This is a genomic window from Streptomyces sp. RLA123, assembly GCF_056270165.1.
The window spans coordinates 1,912,076-1,932,432 of the sequence record NZ_JBWDOR010000003.1 but is presented as its reverse complement, the minus strand read 5'-3'; the positions used below and the strand labels follow the sequence as shown (position 1 = coordinate 1,932,432).

Sequence of the window (20,357 nt, the reverse complement as noted above, 5' to 3'; positions counted from 1 at the left end):
CGGCCCCAGCAGGCCGCCCCAGCCGTCCGCGGGCTCAGCGCCGGGCATACTCGCGGAAGCCGCGGCCGGTCTTGCGGCCCAGGCAGCCCGCCGACACCAGGTGCTCCAGCAGCGGCGCCGGTGCCAGGCCGGGGTCGCGGAACTCCTTGTGCAGCACCTGCTCGATCGCCAGCGAGACGTCCAGTCCCACGACGTCCAGCAGCTCGAAGGGACCCATCGGGTAGCCGCCCCCGAGCTTCATCGCGGCGTCGATGTCCTCCACCGTCGCGTAGTGCTCCTGCACCATCTTCACGGCGTTGTTCAGGTAGGGGAACAGCAGCGCGTTGACGATGAACCCGGCCCGGTCGCCGCAGTCCACGGCGTGCTTCCTGACCTTGCCGCAGACCTCGTGCACGGTCGCGTGCACGTCGTCGGCGGTCAGGACCGTGCGGACCACCTCGACCAGCTTCATGGCCGGGGCGGGGTTGAAGAAGTGCATGCCGACGACGTCGCCCGGACGCGACGTCGCGGTCGCGATGGCCACCACGGGCAGCGAGGACGTGGTCGTCGCCAGGACCGCGCCCGGCTTGCAGACCTTGTCCAGGGTCGCGAAGAGCTGCTGCTTGACCGCCAGGTCCTCGGCGACCGCCTCGACGGCCAGGTCGACCTCCGCGAACGCGTCCAGCGAAGCGGCAGCGGTCACCCGGGCGACGGCCTCGTCGCGCTGGTCCTGGGTGAGCCGGCCCTTGGCCGCCGACCGGTCCAGGGACTTGGTGAGCGTCGCCAGGGCCTTGTCGGCCTTCTCCTGGCCGCGGGCGGCCAGCACGACCTCGTAGCCCGCCTTGGCGAAGACCTCGGCGATGCCGGTGGCCATGGTGCCCGAGCCCGCCACCCCGACGAGCCGCACCGGGCGGCCGGCCGCGCCGCCGCCACCGGCGGCGGGCGTCTCGGCGTCCGCCACGACCGTGGCGCTGCAAGGGGCCTCGTACGTGTAGAAGCCGCGGCCGGTCTTGCGGCCGAGCAGGCCCGCGGCGGTGAGCTGCCCGAGGATCGGCGCCGGGGCGTGCAGACGGTCGTGGGAGGCCTGGTACATGGCCTCCAGCACGGTCTGGGCGGTGTCGATGCCGATCAGGTCCAGCAGGGCCAGCGGGCCCATCGGCAGACCGCAGCCGAGCCGCATCGCGGCGTCGATGTCCTCGCGGGTGGCGTAGCGGGACTCGTACATGGCGGCTGCCTGGTTGAGATAGCCGAAGAGCAGCCCGTCGGCGATGAAGCCCGGGCGGTCGCCGACCGCCACCGGCTCCTTGCCGAGGCCCCGGACGAGGGCGGTCACCTTCTCGGTGGCCTCCGGCGAGGTCAGCACCGTCGAGACCACCTCGACCAGCTTCATGGCCGGGGCCGGCGCGAAGAAGTGCAGGCCGAGGACGCGGTCGGGGCGCGAAGTGCGGGACGCGAGCTCCGTCACCGACAGCGCGTTGGTGCCGGTCGCGATGATCGCGTCGGGCTTGACGACGGCGTCGAGCCCGCACAGGACCTCGCGCTTGACCTCGAAGTGCTCGGTGACGACCTCGATCACCAGATCGGCTTCGGCCGCCGCCTGGAGGTCGGAGAAAGTACGGAAGCGGGCCAGGACACCGCCGCGCTCCGCCTCCGTCATGCGCTCGCGCTGCACGGCGCGCGCGGTGGCGGACTCCAGGGAGTCGACGGCGCGGCGCGCCGCGGCCTCGTCGGTCTCGATGCCGATCACCTCGTGCCCGGCGCGTGCCATGACCTCGGCGATGCCGGTGCCCATGGTGCCGAGGCCGACGACGGCAACAGTGCGGAAGGGACGTGGACGGTCCATCGCGGAACTCCAGTTGCTGAGGGTCCGCGCCGTGCGTCTTCGTGGCACAGGCGCGGGCGGGAAGGAGTTGTGAGGAGCCGCGGGATGCGTACGCGTGGATGTGCGTGCCCGCGTGGAGATGCTGGCGAGCCCTGTCCCGGGGCTGCGCCGCGATGGTGCCGAACCGACAACGGCGGCACACGGCGGCTGCGTCACCAGGCCGCAGTGTGCGTTGGTTAGAGGGTAACTGGCGAGTAACCAACTCGCCAGCCCTTCCGCCCATGTGATTTGCACCTCTGACAGATGAGCGCGCCATTAAGGTGGCGTCAGGCGGAGAGGGGACGCTGTGGACGACACGGAGGACGCGCGCCTCGGGGAGAGCCGCGCGGCGCAGCGGGCCTGCGCCCTGTACGCGTCCGTACGCGCCGGCGACACCACCCTCGCCGGCCTGCGGGAGCGGGGGGAGCCGCGCCGCGCCATCGGGCTGCTGGCCTTCGCCACCCCTGGTGCGGCCGAGTCCCGCGACGCCTATGTGCGGCGCATGTCCGCGTCAAGGGACGCCACCGCCATGGTGCGGCCGTGGCTGGGGCCCGAGGAGCGGGCACTGCTCGACGTGGCGGCCGGCAGGTCGCCCGGCGTCCCCGCCCTGCTCGGCATCCTGCCCGGCGGCACGGAGGACGAGCGCCGCTACGCACTGGAAGCGCTGGCGGCCGAACGCGCCCCGGAAAGCGCCGGGCCGCTCTTCGAGCTGCTCTGCGATGCCTCCTCGGAACCGGAGGCGCCCTCCTGGTACCCGCGCCGGCTCGAGCGGACCGCCGGCCGCGTCGTCGTGAGCGTGCCCCCGGACTGGCGCAGGACCCCGTCCACGGCGAACGTGCCCCCCGCACCCGAGTTCCTGCCCGTGCTGCTCCGGTACGCCGCCCATCCCGCGCCGCGGGCCAGGGCCCTGGCCCTGGCACTCCTCGGCCGCGCCGCCGACCCGGCGCGCCTCGCCCTGTTCGCGGCAGCCGCCCGGGACTCGGAGGCGGCCGTGCGCGAAGCCGCGCTCGTGGCACTCGGGAGGACGGACCACCCCGGTGCGCGGGATGCGCTCGCCGACGTCCTGACCGAGCCGTCGCGCTCCCTGGAGGACCGGGAGATCGCCGCCGTCATGCTCGGGCGGGCCGGGGACCGCCGGGCCTTCGAGACCCTCGTCCTGCTCCTCAACCACCGCGACGCCATCCGCAATGTCACCGCGGCGGACACCCTCGCCCGGCTCGGCGACCCCCGCACGGCCCGTGCCGCCGCCGCGCTCGCCACCAACCGACTGCGCATCGGCTACGCCCTCGCCGCGATCCGCCTCCTCGGGCGCCTGGGCGCCCCGGAGTCCGTGCCCGCCCTGATGTCCACCCTGGGATGGCTGCTGGACGAGGGCCGGCTCGGCTTCCAGGCCGCTCGCGGCTGCGTGGAGGAGCTCGGCCGGCTCGGGGACGCGCGAGCGGTGCCCGTGCTGGACCTGGCCGCCGGGGCGCCGGCTCTCCGTGCCCCGGCGGTGGAGGCCCTCGGCGGGATCGGTGGCGCGGCCGCGCTCGACGCGTTGCTGGCCGCGGCCGGTGACCCGGAGGAGGAGGTGCGGAGCGCCGCCGCCCGCGGACTGGCCCGTTACCGGGACGAGCCCCGCGCCACCGCCGCGCTCGCGGGGTTGTGCGCGCCGCCGTACCCGCGGCGCATCGTCAGGGCCCTCGTGCGTTCCGGCGACCCGGTGGCCGCGTCCGCGCTGACCAGGGCACACAAGGAGGCGCCCAGCGCCGCGACCCGAAAGCTGGCGGGCTCCTTCAGCCGAGGACCGCGGCGTAACGGAGCTCCTTGAGGGGCACATCGTCGTACACCTCGATCTGATCGGTGCCGTCCGGGCCGAAGCCGGCCCGTGTGTAGAAGCGCAGCGCGGGCTCGTTGTCGGCCAGCACCCACAGCCGCAGCCGCCGGAAGCCGCGTTCGGCGGCCCGCGTCCGGACGGCGTCCATCAGGGCGCGTCCGGCGCCCCGGCCGATGTGGTCCGGACGCACATAGATGGCGTACAACTCGCCGATCTCGCCGCCGTCCGGCTCGCCGCGGTACGGGCCGAGTGCCGCCCACCCCGTCAGCTCGCCGCCCTCGGACGAGACAAGGTTGTCGACCCGTCCGTCGCCCGCGTCGAACCACCCCCGGCGCTGTTCGGCATCCGCCTCGGCGTCCATGGCGTCCAGAAAGGGCTGCGGGACGATCCCCGCGTACGCCGCCCGCCAGCCGCTGACGCGGATCGCGCACACGGCGTCTATGTCGTCGCGGGCCATCGCCCGTACCTCGGTCATGTTCCGGACGTTATGCGCACTGTGGCTGCGGTGGCCACCGTCTTTTTTAGAGCAGCGTCAATTGTGTCGGCTCCCGCACCGGCTCCGAGGCGGCCGACGCGTCGGCGGGCGGCGTGGGCACGGCCGGCAGACGCCGGGCGGCACCCGCGCGCGAGGGGCCTATGCCGAACTCGTCGGCGAATTCGTGCACCAGGCGCGTGATGCGCCGCTGGTACCAGGTCGGCGCGTAGGCGCCGCTCTCGTACAGCGCCTTGTAGCGGGAGATCAGGCGGGGGTGGTGCACCGCCAGCCATGCCATGTACCACTCGCGGGCGCCGGGGCGTAGATGCAGGACGAGCGGTGTGACCGAGGTGGCTCCGGCCTCCGCGATGGCGCGGACGGTCTCGCGCAACTGCTCCGGCGAGTCGCTGAGATAGGGCAGCACGGGCGCCATCAGGACGCCGCAAGGGATGCCGTGGTCATTGAGCGTCCGGCAGACCTCCAGCCGCCTCCCGGGCGCGGGGGTGCCCGGCTCCACGGTGTTCCACAGCTTCCGGTCCAGGAAGCCGACGGAGACGGCGGTGGAGACCTCCGTGACGCGCGACGCCTCGACCAGCAGATCCAGGTCGCGCAGGATCAACGACCCCTTGGTGAGGATCGAGAACGGATTGGCGTGGTCGCGCAGGGCCGCCAGGATGCCCGGCATCAGCCGGTACCGTCCCTCGGCGCGCTGGTAGCAGTCGACATTCGTGCCCATGGCGATGTGTTCGCCCTGCCAGCGCGGCGCGGCCAGTTCGCGGCGCAGCAGCTCCGGTGCGTTGACCTTGACGACGATCTGCGAGTCGAAGTCCAGGCCGGTGTCGAGGTCCAGATAGCTGTGCGTCTTGCGGGCGAAACAGTAGACGCAGGCGTGGCTGCATCCTCTGTAGGGGTTGATCGTCCATTCGAACGGCATCCGGGAAGCCCCTGGCACCCGGTTGACGATGCTGCGGGCGCGCACCTCGTGGAACGTGATGCCGCGGAACTCGGGCGTGTCGAATGTGCGGGTCACGGCGTCCGTGCCGAAGAGCGCGGTTGTGGCCGCCGCCGTGTCGCGGCTCAGGTTGTCCCACCTCATGCCGCCTCCTTATGTTGCTCTGTTCAGAGAATAGAACACTTGAGCGAAAAACGTCGAGGGGTATCCGAAGGAGGTGCCGCCGGGGGTCCTGGCGCCGGGGTCCGTTGCCCGGCGGGAGCCGCCGATTTCGCGGGGGCACGTCCGTGGTGGTTGGCTTGCCGTCGACGGCACATGGATCACGGCAAGTCACCGGAGGACGGCGATGGCACAGGTCGAGGCCACCACCCAGCGCGAGATCGCGGCGAGCCCGGAGAGCGTCTTCGCGGCGCTCGCCGACTACGCGGGTACTCGGCAGCGACTGCTGCCCGAGCAGTACAGCGAGTACGAGGTACGCGAGGGCGGGAGCGGCGCCGGCACCCTGGTGCACTGGAAGCTCCAGGCGACGGAGAAGCGCATTCGCGACTGCCTGTTCGCGGTCACCGAGCCCACCGCGGGGCAGCTCGTGGAGACCGACCGCAACTCCTCGATGGTGACCACCTGGACCGTCACCCCGGCGGGCGAGGGCCGCGCCAAGGCCGTGGTCAGCACCACCTGGACCGGCGCGGGCGGCATCGGCGGCTTCTTCGAGCGCACCTTCGCGCCCAAGGGCCTCAATCGCATCCAGGACGCGGTGCTCGCCCGCCTGGCCGCCGAGACCGAGAAGCAGTAACGAGCGGGAGCGAGTCGCTCTGCCGGGACGGCGCAGCCGCGCTCAGTGCGCGCCCGCGCCGTTCCGGATGCCGTGCCGGCAGCCCAGGCAGCGGGAGGCCTCCGCGGCGGCCTCGACGACACAAGGAGCGAGCTGCCGCCTCCGCGGGAGCGGCGCTCCCGGTGCCCGGTGGCGGTCCTGGCCTGCTCGTACGCTTCGCCCCGCTCCTGGCCGTCCTGTTGATGATCGCCATTGGTGCCGTCGCCGACGCGGTCGGCGTCAAGAACGCCGTTCTGTCCTTCATCGCCAACCCCGTGGTCGCCCTGCTCACAGGACTCGTCGGCACGGTGCTCGTGGCCAGGCCCGCCGGGGGCCGCGAGGGGGTGGAGCGCGCCGTGGTGCGCGGGTTCAGGGAGAGCGGCCAGATCCGCATCCTGGCGGCCGTCGGCGGTTCACTGGCCGCGGTGGTGACGGCGAGCGGTCTGGGAGGCATCCTGCGCGGCTGCTTCACCGCGGGCGACATGGCGCCCCTGCTGCTGATCTGGGCGGTCGCCGCCGTGCTGCACATGGCCATCGGCTCGGTGGCCATCCCCGCCATCACGGCCGCCGGTATCCTCGCCCCGATCGCGCCCGCTCTCGGGCTCGACCCGGTGCTGGTCGCGCGCGCCGTGGGCGCCGGCTCGCTGTTCGCCGTGCACGTCACGAGCAACACCTTCTGGCTCCTGAAGTCGCTGATGGGGGGCAGACGACCCGGGGCACGCTCAAGACATGCACGCTCGGCGTCTCGGTGGCCTCTGTCGTGGCCCTCCTGTTGCCCCTCCCGCCGAGCATGCTGCTGTGAACCGGTCCGCGTCCCGCGACCGGCGTCCCCTATGGGCACGGGCCTGCGAGCACGTCACTTGAACGGGTGGTTCTGCACGTCCACGGCGCATCCCCGGGCCTTTTGATCGTTGTCGAAAGGTCAGGCGCGACGAGGGGAGTGGACACGGCGATGGGCAGCACCATGGCTACGACGCTGACCGAGCAGAGCGGACCCCTCGCCGACGAGTCCGGCGCCGGAGCGGGCGCGGGCGCGGACGACGGCGCGTCCTTCGGCCACGGGATCCCCGCCGCCGATCTCACGCCACGCAGGGTGCGGCTGGTCTTCCTGGGGCTCATGCTGACCCTGCTGCTCGCGGCGCTCGACCAGATGATCGTGGCGACCGCCCTCCCCAAGATCGTCGGGGAACTGCACGGGCTGGACCGGATGTCGTGGGCCGTGACGGCCTATCTGCTCGCCTCGACCATCGGACTGCCCCTCTACGGCAAGCTGGGCGACCTCTTCGGACGCAAGATCGTCTTTCAGTTCGCCATCGTCGTCTTCGTCATCGGCTCGGCGCTGGCCGGCTGGTCGCGCACCATGAACGAGCTCATCGCCTTCCGCGCCGTGCAGGGCATCGGCGGCGGCGGCCTGATGATCGGCGTGCAGGCGATCATCGCGGACATCGTCCCGCCGCGGCAGCGCGGCCGCTACATGGGCCTGATCGGCGCGGCGTTCGGCGTGGCCTCGGTGGCGGGACCGCTGCTCGGCGGCTTCTTCACCGACCACGCCTCGTGGCGCTGGTGCTTCTACATCAACGTGCCCTTCGGTCTGCTGACCCTCGCCATGATCGCCGTCGTGCTGCGGCTGCCCCGGCCCACGGTGCGACCGAGGCTGGACGTGCTGGGGGCGCTGCTGCTGGCCGTGGGCTCCACGTGCGCCGTACTGCTGACGAGTTGGGGCGGCACCACGTACGCGTGGGACTCGGACGTCGTGATCGCACTGGGCGCCGGAGCTGTGTGCTGCGCGGTGCTTTTCGTGGTGGTGGAACGGTTCGCCGTGGAACCGGTCATCCCCCTGCGGCTGTTCCGCGACGGGATCTTCACGGTGTCGGCCCTCATCGGCGCCGTCACCGGCGTCGGGCTCTTCGGCGCGGCGAGCTATCTGCCCACGTTCCTCCAGATGGTGAACGGGGCCAGCGCGACCGAGTCCGGACTGCTGATGCTCCCCATGATGCTGGGCGTCGTCCTGGCCTCGGTCGTCTCCGGCCAGCTCATCAGCCGCACCGGCCGCTACAAGGCCTTCCCCCTGGTGGGCGGCGCGCTGTCGGTACTCGGCATGTGGCTGTTGTCGCGGCTGGACATCGACACCCCACGTGCCGAGTACAGCGTTTACATGGCGGTACTGGGACTCGGTATCGGCCTGGTGCTGCCCGTGCTGATCCTGGCCGTGCAGAACTCGGTGCGCCCCGCCGACCTGGGAGCGGCCACCAGCGCCAACAACTACTTCCGGCAGATCGGCGGTTCGGTCGGCGCCGCCGTCTTCGGCACCCTTTTCGCCAACCGCCTCGCGGACCGGCTGGCCGCGGGCCTGCCGCGCGGGGCCGAGCTGCCGGACCCGCAGTCGATCACGCCGCAGATGGTGCACGCGATGCCGGCCGTTTTGCGCGACGCCTATGTGCAGGCGTACGCCACCGCGATGCCGCGCATCTTCCTCTATCTGGTGCCCGTCCTCGCGATCGGATTCCTGCTCGCCTTCCTCCTGAAAGAGAAACCCCTGGTGACCCAGCACGTCCCCACCGCCCGCAAGGCCGACCTCGCCGGTGTCCCGGTGTGCGGCACGGTCCAGCACGCCGACGGCAGCACCGTGGGGCGAGCCGCGCTCACCCTCATCGATGTGACGGGACGTCAGGTCGGTCGCGGCGCCACGGGGGACGACGGGAGGTACGCGCTGAGCACGCCGGGCGGCGGCAGCTATGTGCTGATCGCGGCGGCCGGGGGACACCAGCCGCAGGCCGTGAGCGTCACCGTCGGCGAACGAGCGGTGGAACTGGACGTCGTACTCGGCGGCGCCGGGCGGCTCGCCGGGATCGTGCACACCGCGGACGGCACCCCGGTGCGCGAGGCGACGGTGACGCTCACCGACGCGGGCGGCGACGTCGTGGCCGGCGCGCGGACCGGCCGCGACGGCGACTACACCCTCACCGAGCTGATCGCCGGGGAGTACACGCTCGCGGCCAACGCCCCCGCGTACCGGCCCGCGGCCCTCCCGGTCTCCGTGCAGGCCGCCAGGGAGACCCGGCAGGACGTCGAACTCGCGGGCGGCGCCATGCTGCGCGGCACCGTGCGCGCCCCTGGCGGGCGGCCGGTGGAGGACGCGAGGGTCACCCTCCTGGACGCGGCCGGCAACGTCCAGGACACCGTCACGACCGGGGCGGACGGCACCTTCCGCTTCGTCGACCTGGCCGCGGGGGAGTACACGGTGATCGCCTCCGGCTATCCGCCGGTGGCCACCGTCCTCCGTCTGACCGGCGGCGGACGCACCGAACGCGACGTACTCCTCGGCTACGAGGACTGACCCACGGCCTTCGCCGTCAGTGACGTTCTGTCAATTTCACATTGGAGTAAGCAAGTTTGCCGCAATGACGCGCGCGGCACCCGGTGACGGTCGTACCGTGGTGGCGGAGCCGCAGATCTTGCGCGGGGCGCCGACCACGCCCGGCCGAGATCGATGTCCGGCGCCGCAGGGGAAGGAGCCGAGCGCGTCATGGAACGTCGCACCCCGCTGGGGGAGGGCAGCCGTCCGGGGCTGCCGCCGCAGCGTACGGGCCTTTCGGGACGCATTCCGCTCGCCGTGGTCGTCGTGGACCGCGACGGGCTGGTCTCCCACTGGAGCACCGGTGCCCGCAGACTCTTCGGCAGCACGCGCGAGCAGGCGATCGGCCGTTCCGCGATCGACCTCTTGCCGGTCTCCGGTGCCCTCGGCGACGGGGCGGGCGGTCCCTACGGCACGGACACCGTCAGCGGTGCCGCCTACGGCCCCGGTTCCCTCGGTCCCTATGAGGGCCCTGACCTCGACGCCTCGCTGAGCGGCGAGACCTCCTACCCCACCGCGGGGCGCGCCCGTCTCAACCGCAGCCATGACACCGTTGTCGAGGACGCCCCGGTGGACGTGCTCTGGTGGTCCTACCCCCTGGTCGGACCGGGTCCCGAGACGCTGCTCGTACTCGCGGCCGACGCCGCCCAGTTGCACGTCGGGGCCGGCCAGGAGGGCGGTGACGCCGGCGGCGAGTTCGAGCGGATCGCGCCCGGCTTCGCCCTGCACACCGAGTTCCCCGGCGCCGAAGGGCTCGCCAAGCGACTCCCGGAGATCCTGCCCAGCATGGGCGTCGCCGAGAGCGGCCGGATCGTCTCCCAGGTGCTGGAACTCGGCTACCCCGTCCTGGAGATCAGCCGGCACGACCGCGTCCCGGTCATGCCCGACTGGGGTGTGCCCCGACGGGCCGAGCGCCGCGCCGACGGGCCGCGCGCCGCCCGCGAGGCCGCCGCCGACCCCCGGGCCGCCGAGGACGCGGACGCGGAGCCGGACATCGAGTACGCCGCCGTCCGGGAACGCCTGGAGTTCCTCAACGAGGTCAGCGGGCGCATCGGCAGTTCCCTGGACCTGTCCCGCACGATCCAGGAGGTCAGCGCCGCCGTGGTGCCGCGCTTCACGGACGTGGCGGCCACCTATCTGCGCGCACAGGTGCCGGCCGGTGAGGGCTTCCCCGACGGGCCGCCGGACGTCACGACGCTGTGGCACCAGGTCGCCGTGGAGCACACCGACGAACCCGGGCGCTGGGACGACGTGGTGCCGGTCGGCGAGTCGACCAGCTTTCCCGAGCACACCCCGTTCTTCCAGTGCATGACGAGCGGGCAGCCCGTTCTCGTGCCGAGAATCACCGAACCCATGGGAGAGGAGATCGCCGCACAGTTCGAGAAGCGCGACATCCGGCCGCTGATCACCGGCCGGTCCATGCTCGTGGTGCCGCTCAAGGCACGTGACGTGGTGCTCGGCTTCATGATCCTTCTGCGTCACGGCGAGCGGCCGCCGTTCAACGACATGGACCGCGTCACCGGCGCGGAACTGGCCGCCCGTGCCGGGCTCGTGCTCGACAACGCCCGCATGTACACGTACCAGGAGAACGTCGCCGACACCCTCCAGGCCGGCATGCTGCCGCAGATCACGGCGTGCATGCCCGGCTGCGACGTGGTGACCCGCTATCGGCCCGGCAGCCGCCGGGGACGGGCCGGCGGCGACTGGTTCGACGCCATCAAGCTGCCCGGCTCCCGGGTGGCGCTGGTCGTCGGCGACGTCATGGGGCACGGGCTCAACGCGGCCGCCATGATGGGTCAGTTGCGCACGGCCGTGCAGACCATGGCCGCGCTCGACCTGCCGCCCGCGCAGTTGCTGCGAAGCCTCGACGACCTCGCCCAGCGGCTCGGTGAGGACTACCTGGCCACCTGCCTGTACGCGGTCTACGACCCGGTCCACCACGAACTGTCGATCGGCAACGCCGGGCACCACCCCGCCTGTGCTGGTGCGTTCCGAGGACGGCCGTGGCGAGCTGCTGGACGTGCCGACGGGCGCGCCGATCGGCATCGGCGGGGTGGCCTTCGAGACGGTGCGGGTGCCGGTCGCGCCGGGCGACCGGCTGCTGCTGTGCACCGACGGACTGGTGGAGGCACGCAGCCGGGACCTCGGCGGCGGACTGGCGGCGCTGTGCGAGAGCGCCGCGCGCCAGGCCGCCTCGATGGACGACACGTGCGACACGATCATCCGCGCGCTGGGCCGCCGCGGCGGCCGCGAGGACGAAGCCGCCCTGCTGATGGCCCGGCTCGGCGGCATCGCGCGCGAGGACGTCGTCACCTGGCAGCTCGCCCTCGACGCGCGCGAGGTGCGAAGGGCTCGCGCGCTCACCCGCGACACCCTGGAGCGCTGGGGCGCGTCGGAGGCCGCGGAGACCGCCGCGCTGCTGGTGGGTGAGGTCGTCACCAACGCCGTACGCCACGCGCACACGCGCCACGTCGAACTGCGCCTGGTCCGTGCGGACGCGTTGCTGTGCGAGGTCACCGACGACGACCACGCGCTGCCGGTCCTGCTCGGCTCGGGCCCCGAGGAGGAGAGCGGCCGCGGGCTGCGGATCGTCAGCCGGCTGGCACGGGAGTGGGGCGCGAGCCGTACGACGCAGGGCAAGACGGTCTGGTTCGAGCAGCAGCTGCCGTGCCGGAACGCCGCCGCGCGGATGTGACGGAGGCCGGGTCACGCCGTGTTCCCGGGGGTCGACAGGGGCCGAACGGGGGTCGGCGGGGGAAGTTGTCCACAGGCCGGGTGGGGGCCTGGTGTGCGCCGATGACCTTGCGTAACGTTCCGTGGCATGAAGATCCTGATCAGCGCGGACATGGAAGGCGCCACCGGGGTGACCTGGCCCGGTGACGTCGTGCCCGGCAGCGGCCAGTGGGAACGCTGCCGGCACTTGTTCACCTCGGACGTGAACGCGGCGGTCGCCGGCTTCTTCGACGGCGGGGCCGACGAGGTCGTGATCAACGAAGCGCACTGGAGCATGCGCAATCTGCTGCTGGAGCAGCTGGACGAGCGTGCGCAGATGCTCACCGGCCGCCACAAGGACCTGTCCATGGTGGAGGGCGTCCAGCACGGGGACGTGGACGGGGTGGCCTTCGTGGGCTACCACACGGGCGCGGGCACGGAGGGGGTGCTCGCCCACACCTATCTCCCCAACTCCATCACCGCTGTGTGGGTCAACGGGGACCGGGCGAGCGAGGGATGGCTCAACTCCCTGGTCGTCGCGGAGTACGGGGTGCCGGTCGTCCTGGTCACCGGTGACGACCGCACCGCGCTGGACGCCCACCGCTACGCGCCGGCGGCGCGGACGGTGGCGGTCAAGGACTACGTGTCGCGGTACGCGGCGGTGTGCCGGCCGCCGGCCCGTACCGCGGCGGACATCCGGGCGGCGGCCAAGGAGGCGGCCGGCCTCGCGGTGCGGCACGAACCGGCGCAGGCAGGTCCGTTCACGATCGAGCTCGAACTGGACGCGGAGCACCTGGCGGGCGCGGCGGCCGTGGTGCCCGGCGTCGAGCGCACGGGTGAGCGCCGCGTCGCGTACACCTCACCGACCATGTACGAGGGGATCCGCTGCTTCAAAGCGGTCACGACCCTCGTCTCGTCAGCAGTGGAGGAGCAGTATGGCTGACACCCAGGCACTCGACGAGGCGGTCCGCTTCACCTCGGAACTGATCCGGATCGACACCACCAACCACGGCGGCGGGGACGGCAACGAGCGCCCCGCGGCGGAGTACGCCGCCGGGCTCCTGGCCGAGGCCGGGATCGAGGCGGCCGTCCTGGAATCCGCTCCCGGCCGCGCCAATGTGGTGGCGCGCATCGAGGGCACCGGGGCCGGCGGCGCGCAGGGCGCCCTGCTGGTCCACGGGCATCTCGACGTCGTGCCCGCGCAGGCCGACGACTGGAGCGTGCACCCCTTCTCCGGGGAGGTGCGCGACGGGGTGGTGTGGGGCCGCGGCGCCATCGACATGAAGAGCACCGTCGCCATGGTGCTGGCGACCGTGCGTTCGTGGTCACGCGAGGGTGTGCGCCCGGCGCGGGACATCGTGCTGGCCCTCACCGCCGACGAGGAGGACAGCGCCGCCTACGGATCGGGCTTCCTCGCCGAACAGCACGCCGAACTCTTCCGCGGCTGCACGGAGGGCATCAGCGAGTCCGGCGGCTTCACCTTCCATGCCGAGCCCGGCAAGCGGATCTACCCCGTCGCGGCGGGGGAGCGCGGTACGGCCTGGCTGAAGCTGACCGCGGACGGCAGGGCCGGACACGGTTCCAAGGTGAACAGGACCAACGCCGTGACGCGGCTGGCCTCGGCCGTCAGCCGTATCGGCGAGCACCGCTGGCCGGTGCGGATCACCCCCACCGTCCGGGCCGCCCTGACCGAACTGGCCGTGCTCTACGGTGTCGAGCCCGACTTCTCGGACGTGGACGGCCTGCTCACCAAGCTCGGCACCGCGGCCGCGCTGGTCGAGCCGGTGATCCGCAACAGCGCCAACCCGACCATGCTGGAGGCCGGCTACAAGATCAACGTCATTCCGGGCCACGCGATCGCCCACGTCGACGGACGCGTGCTGCCGGGCGGTGAGGAGGAGTTCGCCACCACCATGGACGAACTCGCCGGCCCGGACGTGAAGTGGGAGTACCACCATCGGGAGATCCCGCTGGAGGCGCCCGTCGACAGCCCCGTCTTCGGGGCGATGCGCGAGGCCCTGCTGCACTTCGACCCCGGGGCGCACGTCGTGCCCTTCGTGATGGGCGGCGGCACCGACGCCAAGCAGTTCTCCCGCCTGGGCATCACCGGTTACGGCTTCTCCCCGCTCAAGCTGCCCGAGGGCTTCGACTACGCGGGCATGTACCACGGCGTCGACGAGCGTGTCCCCGTCGACGGCCTGCACTTCGGCGTCCGGGTCCTGGACCGGTTCCTGCTCGGCACGCACACCCCGGCCACCGGAGGAGAACGATGAACACGACGCCGCGCACCGCGCCCTACGGTGCTTGGGAGTCGCCGGTCGACGCCCGCAGCGCCGCCGCCCACGACGGACGCCCCGACTTTCCCGGTTTCGTCGGCGAGGAGGTGTGGTGGACCGAGCCCCGCCCCGCCGAGGGCGGACGGCGCGCGCTGGTGCGCCGGCTCGCCGACGGCAGCGTGGAGTCGCCGCTGCCCGCGCCGTGGAACGTCCGCACCCGCGTCATCGAGTACGGGGGCCGGGCCTGGACCGGCACGACGGGGCCGTCCGGCCCGCTGATCGTCTTCGCGCACTTCGCCGACCAGCGGCTCTACGCCTACGAGCCCGGGGCACCCGACGCCGTGCCCCGGCCGCTGACCCCGCTCTCCCCGGTGGGCGACGGGCTGCGCTGGGCCGATCCCCAGCTGCACCTCGACCGCGGCGAGGTCTGGTGCGTGCTGGAGGAGTTCACCGGCGACGGTCCCCTTGACCTGCGGCGGGTGCTCGCGGCCGTGCCGTTGGACGGCTCCGCCGCCGAATCGCGGGACGCCGTGCGCGAACTGTCCGACGACGCGCACCGCTTCGTGACCGCGCCCCGGCTCTCCCCGGACGGACGGCAGGCCGTCTGGATCGCCTGGGACCACCCCCGTATGCCCTGGGACGGCACCGAGCTCAGGCTTGCGGAGGTCGCGGCCGACGGTACCTTCGGCGCCGCCCGCACGATCCTCGGCGGACCCGCCGAATCGGTCGCGCAGGCCGAATGGGCGGCGGACGGGACCCTGCTCGCCGCCACCGACCGCACCGGCTGGTGGAACCTGCACCGCGTCGACCCCGCGACCGGCGCGGCCGTCAACCTCTGCCCCCGGGAGGAGGAGTTCGCCGGGCCTGCGTGGCAGATGGGGGCGCGGTGGTTCGTGCCGCTCGACAGCGGCACGGTCGCCGTGCTCCACGGGCGTGGCGCGCAGCGGCTCGGGATACTCGAGCCGGCCACAGGTGAACTCGCCGATGTGCCGGGGCCGTGGAGCGAGTGGGCCGGTCCCCTGGCGTCGTCCGGGACGCGGGTCATCGGCGTCGCGGCCTCGGCGCGCACCTCCTTCGAGGTCGTCGAACTCGACACGTGCACCGGCCACAGCCGCGTCGTCGGCGCCCCCCACGAGGACATCGTGGACCCGGCGTTCGTGCCCGACTCCTTCGAGCGGGTCTTCACCGGGCCCGGCGGGCGGGAGATCCACGCCCAGGTGTATCCGCCGCGCAACCCCGGTTTCACGGCGTCCGAGGGCGAACTGCCGCCGTATGTGGTGTGGGTGCACGGCGGCCCCACCAGCCGTACCCCGCTCGTGCTCGACCTGGAGGTCGCCTACTTCACCTCCCGCGGCATCGGCGTCGTGGAGGTCAACCACGGCGGCTCCACCGGCTACGGGCGGGCCTACCGGGAGCGGCTGCGGGGGCAATGGGGTCTCGTCGACGTGGCGGACTGTGCCGCCGTCGCCGAGGCGCTGGCCGCCGAGGGCATCGCCGACCGCGCCCGGCTCGCCATCCGCGGCGGCAGCGCCGGCGGCTGGACCAGCGCGGCATCGCTGACCACCACCGACGTCTACGCGTGCGGCGTCATCCGGTATCCCCTGCTCGACCTGACCGGTTGGGCCGCGGGCGGCGAGACCCATGACTTCGAGTCGCAGTATCTGGACTCGCTCGTCGGCCCCTGGGCCGAGGTCCCCGACCGCTACCGCGAGCGGTCGCCTATCACCCACGCCGACCGGCTCACGGCGCCCTTCCTGCTCCTGCAGGGAACGGACGACGTCATCTGCCGGCCCGTGCAGTGCGAGCGCTTCCTCGACCGCATCGCCGGGCGCGGCATCCCGCACGCTTACCTCCTGTTCGAGGGCGAGGGACACGGCTTCCGCCGCGAGGACACCCTGATCACTTCCCTGGAGGCCGAACTCGCCCTCTACGGGCAGGTCCTCGGCTTCACCCCGCCCGGTGTACCCCCTCTGGAGCTCGGCAAATGACAACTCCTCATCCCAGCGGACCCCCCGCGCCCCTCACGGCCCTCGTCCGTCCGCGCAGGCTCGTCCCGGGCGACCGCGTCGCCGTCGTCGCCCCCAGCGGGCCGGTGGTCGCGGAACGGCTCGAGGCCGGCCTGGCCTTCCTCCGTGAGTGGGGGCTCGACCCGGTGCCGGCACCGCACGTCCTGGACCGCCGACCCGGATTCCCCTACCTCGCGGGGGAGGACGCTGCCCGGGCCCAGGACTTCCAGCAGGCGTGGTGCGACCCCGGCGTGGCCGCCGTCCTGTGCGCACGCGGTGGTTACGGCGTTCAGCGGATGACCGATCTGCTCGACTGGGACGCCCTGCGGGCGGCCGGCCCGAAGGTGCTGCTCGGCTTCAGCGACATCACCGCGCTGCACGAGGCCTTCGCCCTGAAGCTGGGCCTGGCCACCTTGCACGGCACGATGATCGCGGCCCAGGCCTTCGTCAAGGACGAGCCGACCCGCGACCACCTCCGGGCGACGCTTTTCGAGCCGGAGAGCGTGCGGGTGCTCGGGTCCGCCGATGCGCGCACACTCGTCCCCGGCACGGGACGCGGGATCACCGTCGGCGGCTGCCTGTCGCTGATGACCGCGGGGATCGGCACACCCGACGGCCGCGGCGGACTGGCCGGCGGCATCCTGCTGCTGGAGGACATCGGAGAGGAGCCGTACCGCATCGACCGCATGCTGACGCAGTTGCTCCGTTCCGGCCTTCTGGACGGCATCGCCGGTATCGCCCTCGGCTCCTGGCAGGACTGCGGCCCGTACGAGCGGGTCCGCGAGGTGCTGTGCGACCGGCTGGGCGGGCTGGGCGTACCGATCCTGGAGGAACTCGGGTTCGGCCACGGCGACAGAAGCCTCACCGTGCCACTGGGAGTGCCCGCGGTGCTCGACGCCGACGCGGGCACGCTGACCCTGGAGGTGCCCGCCCTCGACGGATGACGGACTGACGGCGTGACGGACTGCCGTGCCTCGCGCGGCGCGGGGCACGGCCGTCCCCCGGAAGCTTACGAACCCCTGACGGCCGCGCGCGTCCGGGCGGGACGACGCCTGCCAGGACCTACGGTCGACAACATGCTGGTACTTGTCACGGGCGGCGCGGGCTTCATCGGCTCGCACATCGTCACCGCCCTTCTGGAAAACGGTCACGGCGTCAGGATCCTGGACCGCGTGGACGCCCCCGCGCCCGAAGGGACCGAGCTGCTGCGGGCCGACGTCCGCGACCCGGCGGCGGTGGCCGACGCACTGCGCGGCGTCGACGCCGTCTGCCATCAGGCCGCCATGGTCGGCCTCGGCAAGGATTTCGCCGACGCGCCGGACTACGTGGCGTGCAACGACCTGGGCACCGCGGTGCTCCTGGCGGCCATGGCCGGGGCAGGCGTGCGCGAACTGGTGCTCGCCGGCTCGATGGTGGTGTACGGGGAGGGCCGCTACACCTGCGGCGGGCACGGCCTCGTCCGCCCCGGTCCGCGGCGCCAGCAGGATCTCGACGCCGGCCGCTTCGAGCCGCCGTGCCCGCACTGCGGCGAGCCGCTGCGCCCCGGTCTCGTCGAGGAGGACGCTCCCGCCGACCCGCGCAACGTCTACGCGACCACCAAGCTCGCCCAGGAGCACCTGGCCGCCTGCTGGGCCCGTTCCGTGAGGGGCCGAGCGGTCTCCCTGCGGTACCACAACGTCTACGGCCCCGGCATGCCCCGCGACACCCCCTACGCCGGAGTCGCCGCGCTCTTCCGCTCCGCCCTCGCGCGCGGTGAGGCACCCCGCGTCTTCGAGGACGGGGGTCAGCGGCGGGACTTCGTGCACGTTCGCGACGTCGCGGCGGCGAACGTCACCGCCCTCACCGACGTCCGCTCGGCCGCCGGTTCCGGCGGCCGGGCGGACGGCACCCTGCGCGCCTACAACGTCGGCAGCGGCGAGCCGCGCACCGTCGGCGACCTCGCCCGCGCGCTGTCCGCGGCGTGCGGCGGGCAGGAACCGGTGACCACCGGTGAGTACCGGCTCGGCGACGTCCGGCACATCACCGCTTCGTCCCGCCGGCTGCGTGACGAGCTCGGCTGGAAGCCGCGTGTCGGATTCGCCGACGGAATGGCCGAGTTCGCCGAGGGGGCATGAGCGTTCGGCGTCGCCGGATCCCCGCTGCGGGGTGAGCGGGGCCGGGCCCCGCTCACCCCGCGACCGGGAGCACCACCTCGAACCGGCAGCCGCCGGGGACGTTGCGCACCGCGGCCCGCCCGTCGTGGGCCTCGACGATGCCGCGCACGATGGCGAGCCCGAGACCGGCTCCCGCCGGGGGTGTGCGCGCGTCCGTGCCCCGCCAGCCGGTGTCGAAGACGCGCGGCAGGTCCTCGGCCGGGATACCGCCGCAGCCGTCCGTCACCGACAGCACGACGGAGTCCTCCGCGCGGTGCGCGGCGACCGCGACGGTCCCGTCCGCCGGGGTGCGGTGGATGGCGTTGACGAGCAGGTTGGCCAGGACGCGGGTCATCTCCCGGCCGTCGACCTCCACCGGTACCGGGTCGCAGGCGCTGTCGCGGTCGCGGTCGCCGACGAGGAGCACCCCGTGCTCGCGGGCGAGGGCGTCTGCTCCGGCGAGGGCGTCGTCCACGAGGTCGTGGACGGACATGCGGGTCGGTGCCAGGGCGAGCACGCCCGCCTGGATGCGGGAGAGTTCGAACAGGTCGCCCACCATGCCGGAGAGCCGTTCGACTTCGGCGCGGATGCGGCGGTGGTAGCGGGCCGGGTCGTCGACGACCCCGTCCTCCAGGGCCTCGGCCATGGCTCGCAGACCGGCGAGCGGGGTGCGCAGGTCGTGCGAGATCCAGGCGACGAGCTCGCGTCGCGAGGCCTCCAGGGCGCGCTCGCGCTCGCGTGAGGCGGTGAGTTTCGCGCTGGTGGCGGCCAGTTCGCGGCCGAGCGCGGCGAGTTCGGCGGTGGGCGCGGCGGTGGGCGCGGAGAAGCCGCCCCCGTCGCCGAGGACGCGGGTGGCCTCGGTCAGCGCACGGCTGCCCGCCACGACCCACCGTCCCAGCAGCAGCGCGACGGTCAGGGAGACGGCCGCGGCGATGGCGCACACCGTCGTGACCACGCCCAGGTCGTGCGAGGACAGGAACATCGCCCAGGCGACCGACAGCGTCCCGGCGAGCATCGCGCCCACCGCCACGGCGGCCACCACCGCAAGGGACAGGGCCACCGAACGGCGTCGCAGCAGGCGCAGGGCGGCCGCGCCGAACAGGCCGACGGCGGCGGCGCCGAGGGCGGCGTAGCCGGCGATGAGCAGCAGGTCATGCACCGGGGGCCTCCGTCGCGGGCCCGCCGGGCGGGTCGAAGCGGTAGCCGACGCCCCAGACGGTGCTGATCAGCTGCGGCCGTGCCGGGTCGTCCTCGATCTTCTCGCGCAGCCGGCGCACGTGGACGGTGACGGTCGACAGATCGCCGAACTCCCACCCCCACACCCGGTGCATGAGCTCCTCGCGGCCAACGACCCGGCCGGGATGCTGGAGGAAGAAGGCCATCAGTTCGAACTCCCGCATGGTGAGGGCCAGTTCGTCGCCGTCGCGAGTGGCGCGGCGGGCGGCCGGGTCGAGGGTGAGCGGCCCGGACCGCAGCAGCGCTCCGGCGCCCGGGCCGTTCCCGGTCCCGGACGCGGCCTCCCGGCGGGTGCCCGCGCGGCGCAGCACCGACTCGACGCGCAGCACCAGTTCGCGCGGGCTGAACGGCTTGGTCACGTAGTCGTCCGCGCCGACCTCCAGGCCGAGGATGCGGTCGTCCTCGTCACCGCGCGCCGTGAGCATGACGACCGGCACCTCGCCCTGGGTGGCGCGGATGCGGCGGCACACCTCCAGCCCGTCCAGGCCCGGCAGCATCAGGTCGAGTACGACGAGGTCGGGGCGGGCGGCCGCGGCGCGGTCGAGCGCCGCGGGGCCGTCCGCGGCGCGGTCGACGGTGAATCCCGCGCGGACGAGGTAGCCGGTCACGACCTCGGCCACGGTGGGGTCGTCGTCCACCAAGAGGACACGGGCGGGGGGAGCGTCGCTGGTCACGGTCCGAGTCTCGCACCGGGCGGGCGCCGGACGGCGGCCCGATGGCCCCCACAGGAGGGACGTCCGTGTTTC

At 73.2% G+C, this 20,357-nt stretch carries 14 protein-coding genes and 1 pseudogene; 10 read left to right on the top strand and 5 right to left on the bottom strand.

Translation table 11 applies throughout. From position 1 onward, the window contains the following. Window positions 1-34 precede the first annotated feature (34 nt). Window positions 35-1,822 carry a 3-hydroxyacyl-CoA dehydrogenase family protein gene (locus RV983_RS08725; protein WP_475985207.1) on the bottom strand — a complete coding sequence of 596 codons (1,788 nt, stop codon included), beginning with the start codon at window positions 1,820-1,822 and terminating at the stop codon, window positions 35-37. A gap of 520 nt (window positions 1,823-2,342) precedes the next feature. Here RV983_RS08725 and RV983_RS08720 point away from each other — a divergent pair. Further along, a complete protein-coding gene (locus RV983_RS08720; RefSeq protein ID WP_475990259.1) occupies window positions 2,343-3,650 on the top strand; it encodes a HEAT repeat domain-containing protein in 1,308 nt (435 codons plus the stop codon). Here RV983_RS08720 and RV983_RS08715 read toward each other — a convergent pair. Continuing rightward, window positions 3,616-4,131 (bottom strand): N-acetyltransferase family protein, encoded by a 516-nt coding sequence (locus RV983_RS08715; protein WP_475985206.1) that lies wholly within the window; start codon window positions 4,129-4,131, stop codon window positions 3,616-3,618. The genes RV983_RS08720 and RV983_RS08715 overlap by 35 nt on opposite strands. Before the next feature lie 46 nt (window positions 4,132-4,177). Beyond that, the gene (locus tag RV983_RS08710; protein WP_475985205.1) at window positions 4,178-5,227 is read right to left on the bottom strand and encodes an Rv2578c family radical SAM protein; all 1,050 of its coding nucleotides are present in this window, start codon (window positions 5,225-5,227) and stop codon (window positions 4,178-4,180) included. A 202-nt stretch (window positions 5,228-5,429) separates the two neighbouring features. Between RV983_RS08710 and RV983_RS08705 the strand changes: the two genes are divergently transcribed. From RV983_RS08705 to RV983_RS08665, 9 genes and pseudogenes are all read left to right on the top strand, one after another. Beyond that, window positions 5,430-5,876 (top strand): SRPBCC family protein, encoded by a 447-nt coding sequence (locus RV983_RS08705; RefSeq protein ID WP_475985204.1) that lies wholly within the window; start codon window positions 5,430-5,432, stop codon window positions 5,874-5,876. 161 nt (window positions 5,877-6,037) lie between these two features. Further along, the gene (locus tag RV983_RS08700; RefSeq protein ID WP_475985203.1) at window positions 6,038-6,802 is read left to right on the top strand and encodes a GntT/GntP/DsdX family permease; all 765 of its coding nucleotides are present in this window, start codon (window positions 6,038-6,040) and stop codon (window positions 6,800-6,802) included. A gap of 44 nt (window positions 6,803-6,846) precedes the next feature. Then, on the top strand, window positions 6,847-9,231 hold the full coding sequence (locus RV983_RS08695; protein ID WP_475985202.1) for an MFS transporter: 2,385 nt from the start codon (window positions 6,847-6,849) through the stop codon (window positions 9,229-9,231). Between the two features lie 189 nt (window positions 9,232-9,420). Then, window positions 9,421-11,944, top strand: a pseudogene (locus tag RV983_RS08690) (SpoIIE family protein phosphatase). A 126-nt stretch (window positions 11,945-12,070) separates the two neighbouring features. Continuing rightward, on the top strand, window positions 12,071-12,904 hold the full coding sequence (locus RV983_RS08685) for a M55 family metallopeptidase (RefSeq protein ID WP_475985201.1): 834 nt from the start codon (window positions 12,071-12,073) through the stop codon (window positions 12,902-12,904). Then, a complete protein-coding gene (locus RV983_RS08680; RefSeq protein WP_475985200.1) occupies window positions 12,897-14,234 on the top strand; it encodes a M20/M25/M40 family metallo-hydrolase in 1,338 nt (445 codons plus the stop codon). The genes RV983_RS08685 and RV983_RS08680 overlap by 8 nt, the downstream gene beginning before the upstream one ends. Continuing rightward, on the top strand, window positions 14,231-16,225 hold the full coding sequence (locus RV983_RS08675; protein ID WP_475985199.1) for a S9 family peptidase: 1,995 nt from the start codon (window positions 14,231-14,233) through the stop codon (window positions 16,223-16,225). The genes RV983_RS08680 and RV983_RS08675 overlap by 4 nt, the downstream gene beginning before the upstream one ends. Further along, entirely contained in the window at window positions 16,222-17,187 is a 966-nt protein-coding gene (locus RV983_RS08670) for a S66 peptidase family protein (RefSeq protein WP_475985198.1), read from the top strand. The genes RV983_RS08675 and RV983_RS08670 overlap by 4 nt, the downstream gene beginning before the upstream one ends. Before the next feature lie 132 nt (window positions 17,188-17,319). Further along, window positions 17,320-18,357 (top strand): NAD-dependent epimerase/dehydratase family protein, encoded by a 1,038-nt coding sequence (locus RV983_RS08665; RefSeq protein WP_475985197.1) that lies wholly within the window; start codon window positions 17,320-17,322, stop codon window positions 18,355-18,357. Window positions 18,358-18,409: 52 nt separating this feature from the next. On the opposite strand, the gene RV983_RS08660 is transcribed toward RV983_RS08665, so the two are convergent. Together RV983_RS08660 and RV983_RS08655 are read right to left on the bottom strand one after the other, a co-directional pair. Beyond that, complete coding sequence (locus RV983_RS08660) at window positions 18,410-19,534, bottom strand: sensor histidine kinase (RefSeq protein ID WP_475985196.1); 1,125 nt, start codon at window positions 19,532-19,534, stop codon at window positions 18,410-18,412. Beyond that, entirely contained in the window at window positions 19,527-20,285 is a 759-nt protein-coding gene (locus RV983_RS08655) for a response regulator transcription factor (RefSeq protein WP_475985195.1), read from the bottom strand. The genes RV983_RS08660 and RV983_RS08655 overlap by 8 nt, the downstream gene beginning before the upstream one ends. Window positions 20,286-20,357: the final 72 nt, after the last annotated feature.

Bases quoted from the DNA above. Each gene is read 5' to 3' on its own strand.
- RV983_RS08720 (WP_475990259.1), top strand. From the start codon at position 2,343: ATGTCCGCGTCAAGGGACGCCACCGCCATGGTGCGGCCGTGGCTGGGG.
- RV983_RS08705 (WP_475985204.1), top strand. From the start codon at position 5,430: ATGGCACAGGTCGAGGCCACCACCCAGCGCGAGATCGCGGCGAGCCCG.
- RV983_RS08715 (WP_475985206.1), bottom strand. From the start codon at position 4,131: ATGACCGAGGTACGGGCGATGGCCCGCGACGACATAGACGCCGTGTGC.
- RV983_RS08685 (WP_475985201.1), top strand. From the start codon at position 12,071: ATGAAGATCCTGATCAGCGCGGACATGGAAGGCGCCACCGGGGTGACC.
- RV983_RS08670 (WP_475985198.1), top strand. From the start codon at position 16,222: ATGACAACTCCTCATCCCAGCGGACCCCCCGCGCCCCTCACGGCCCTC.
- RV983_RS08710 (WP_475985205.1), bottom strand. From the start codon at position 5,227: ATGAGGTGGGACAACCTGAGCCGCGACACGGCGGCGGCCACAACCGCG.
- RV983_RS08675 (WP_475985199.1), top strand. From the start codon at position 14,231: ATGAACACGACGCCGCGCACCGCGCCCTACGGTGCTTGGGAGTCGCCG.
- RV983_RS08665 (WP_475985197.1), top strand. From the start codon at position 17,320: ATGCTGGTACTTGTCACGGGCGGCGCGGGCTTCATCGGCTCGCACATC.
- RV983_RS08725 (WP_475985207.1), bottom strand. From the start codon at position 1,822: ATGGACCGTCCACGTCCCTTCCGCACTGTTGCCGTCGTCGGCCTCGGC.
- RV983_RS08680 (WP_475985200.1), top strand. From the start codon at position 12,897: ATGGCTGACACCCAGGCACTCGACGAGGCGGTCCGCTTCACCTCGGAA.
- RV983_RS08695 (WP_475985202.1), top strand. From the start codon at position 6,847: ATGGGCAGCACCATGGCTACGACGCTGACCGAGCAGAGCGGACCCCTC.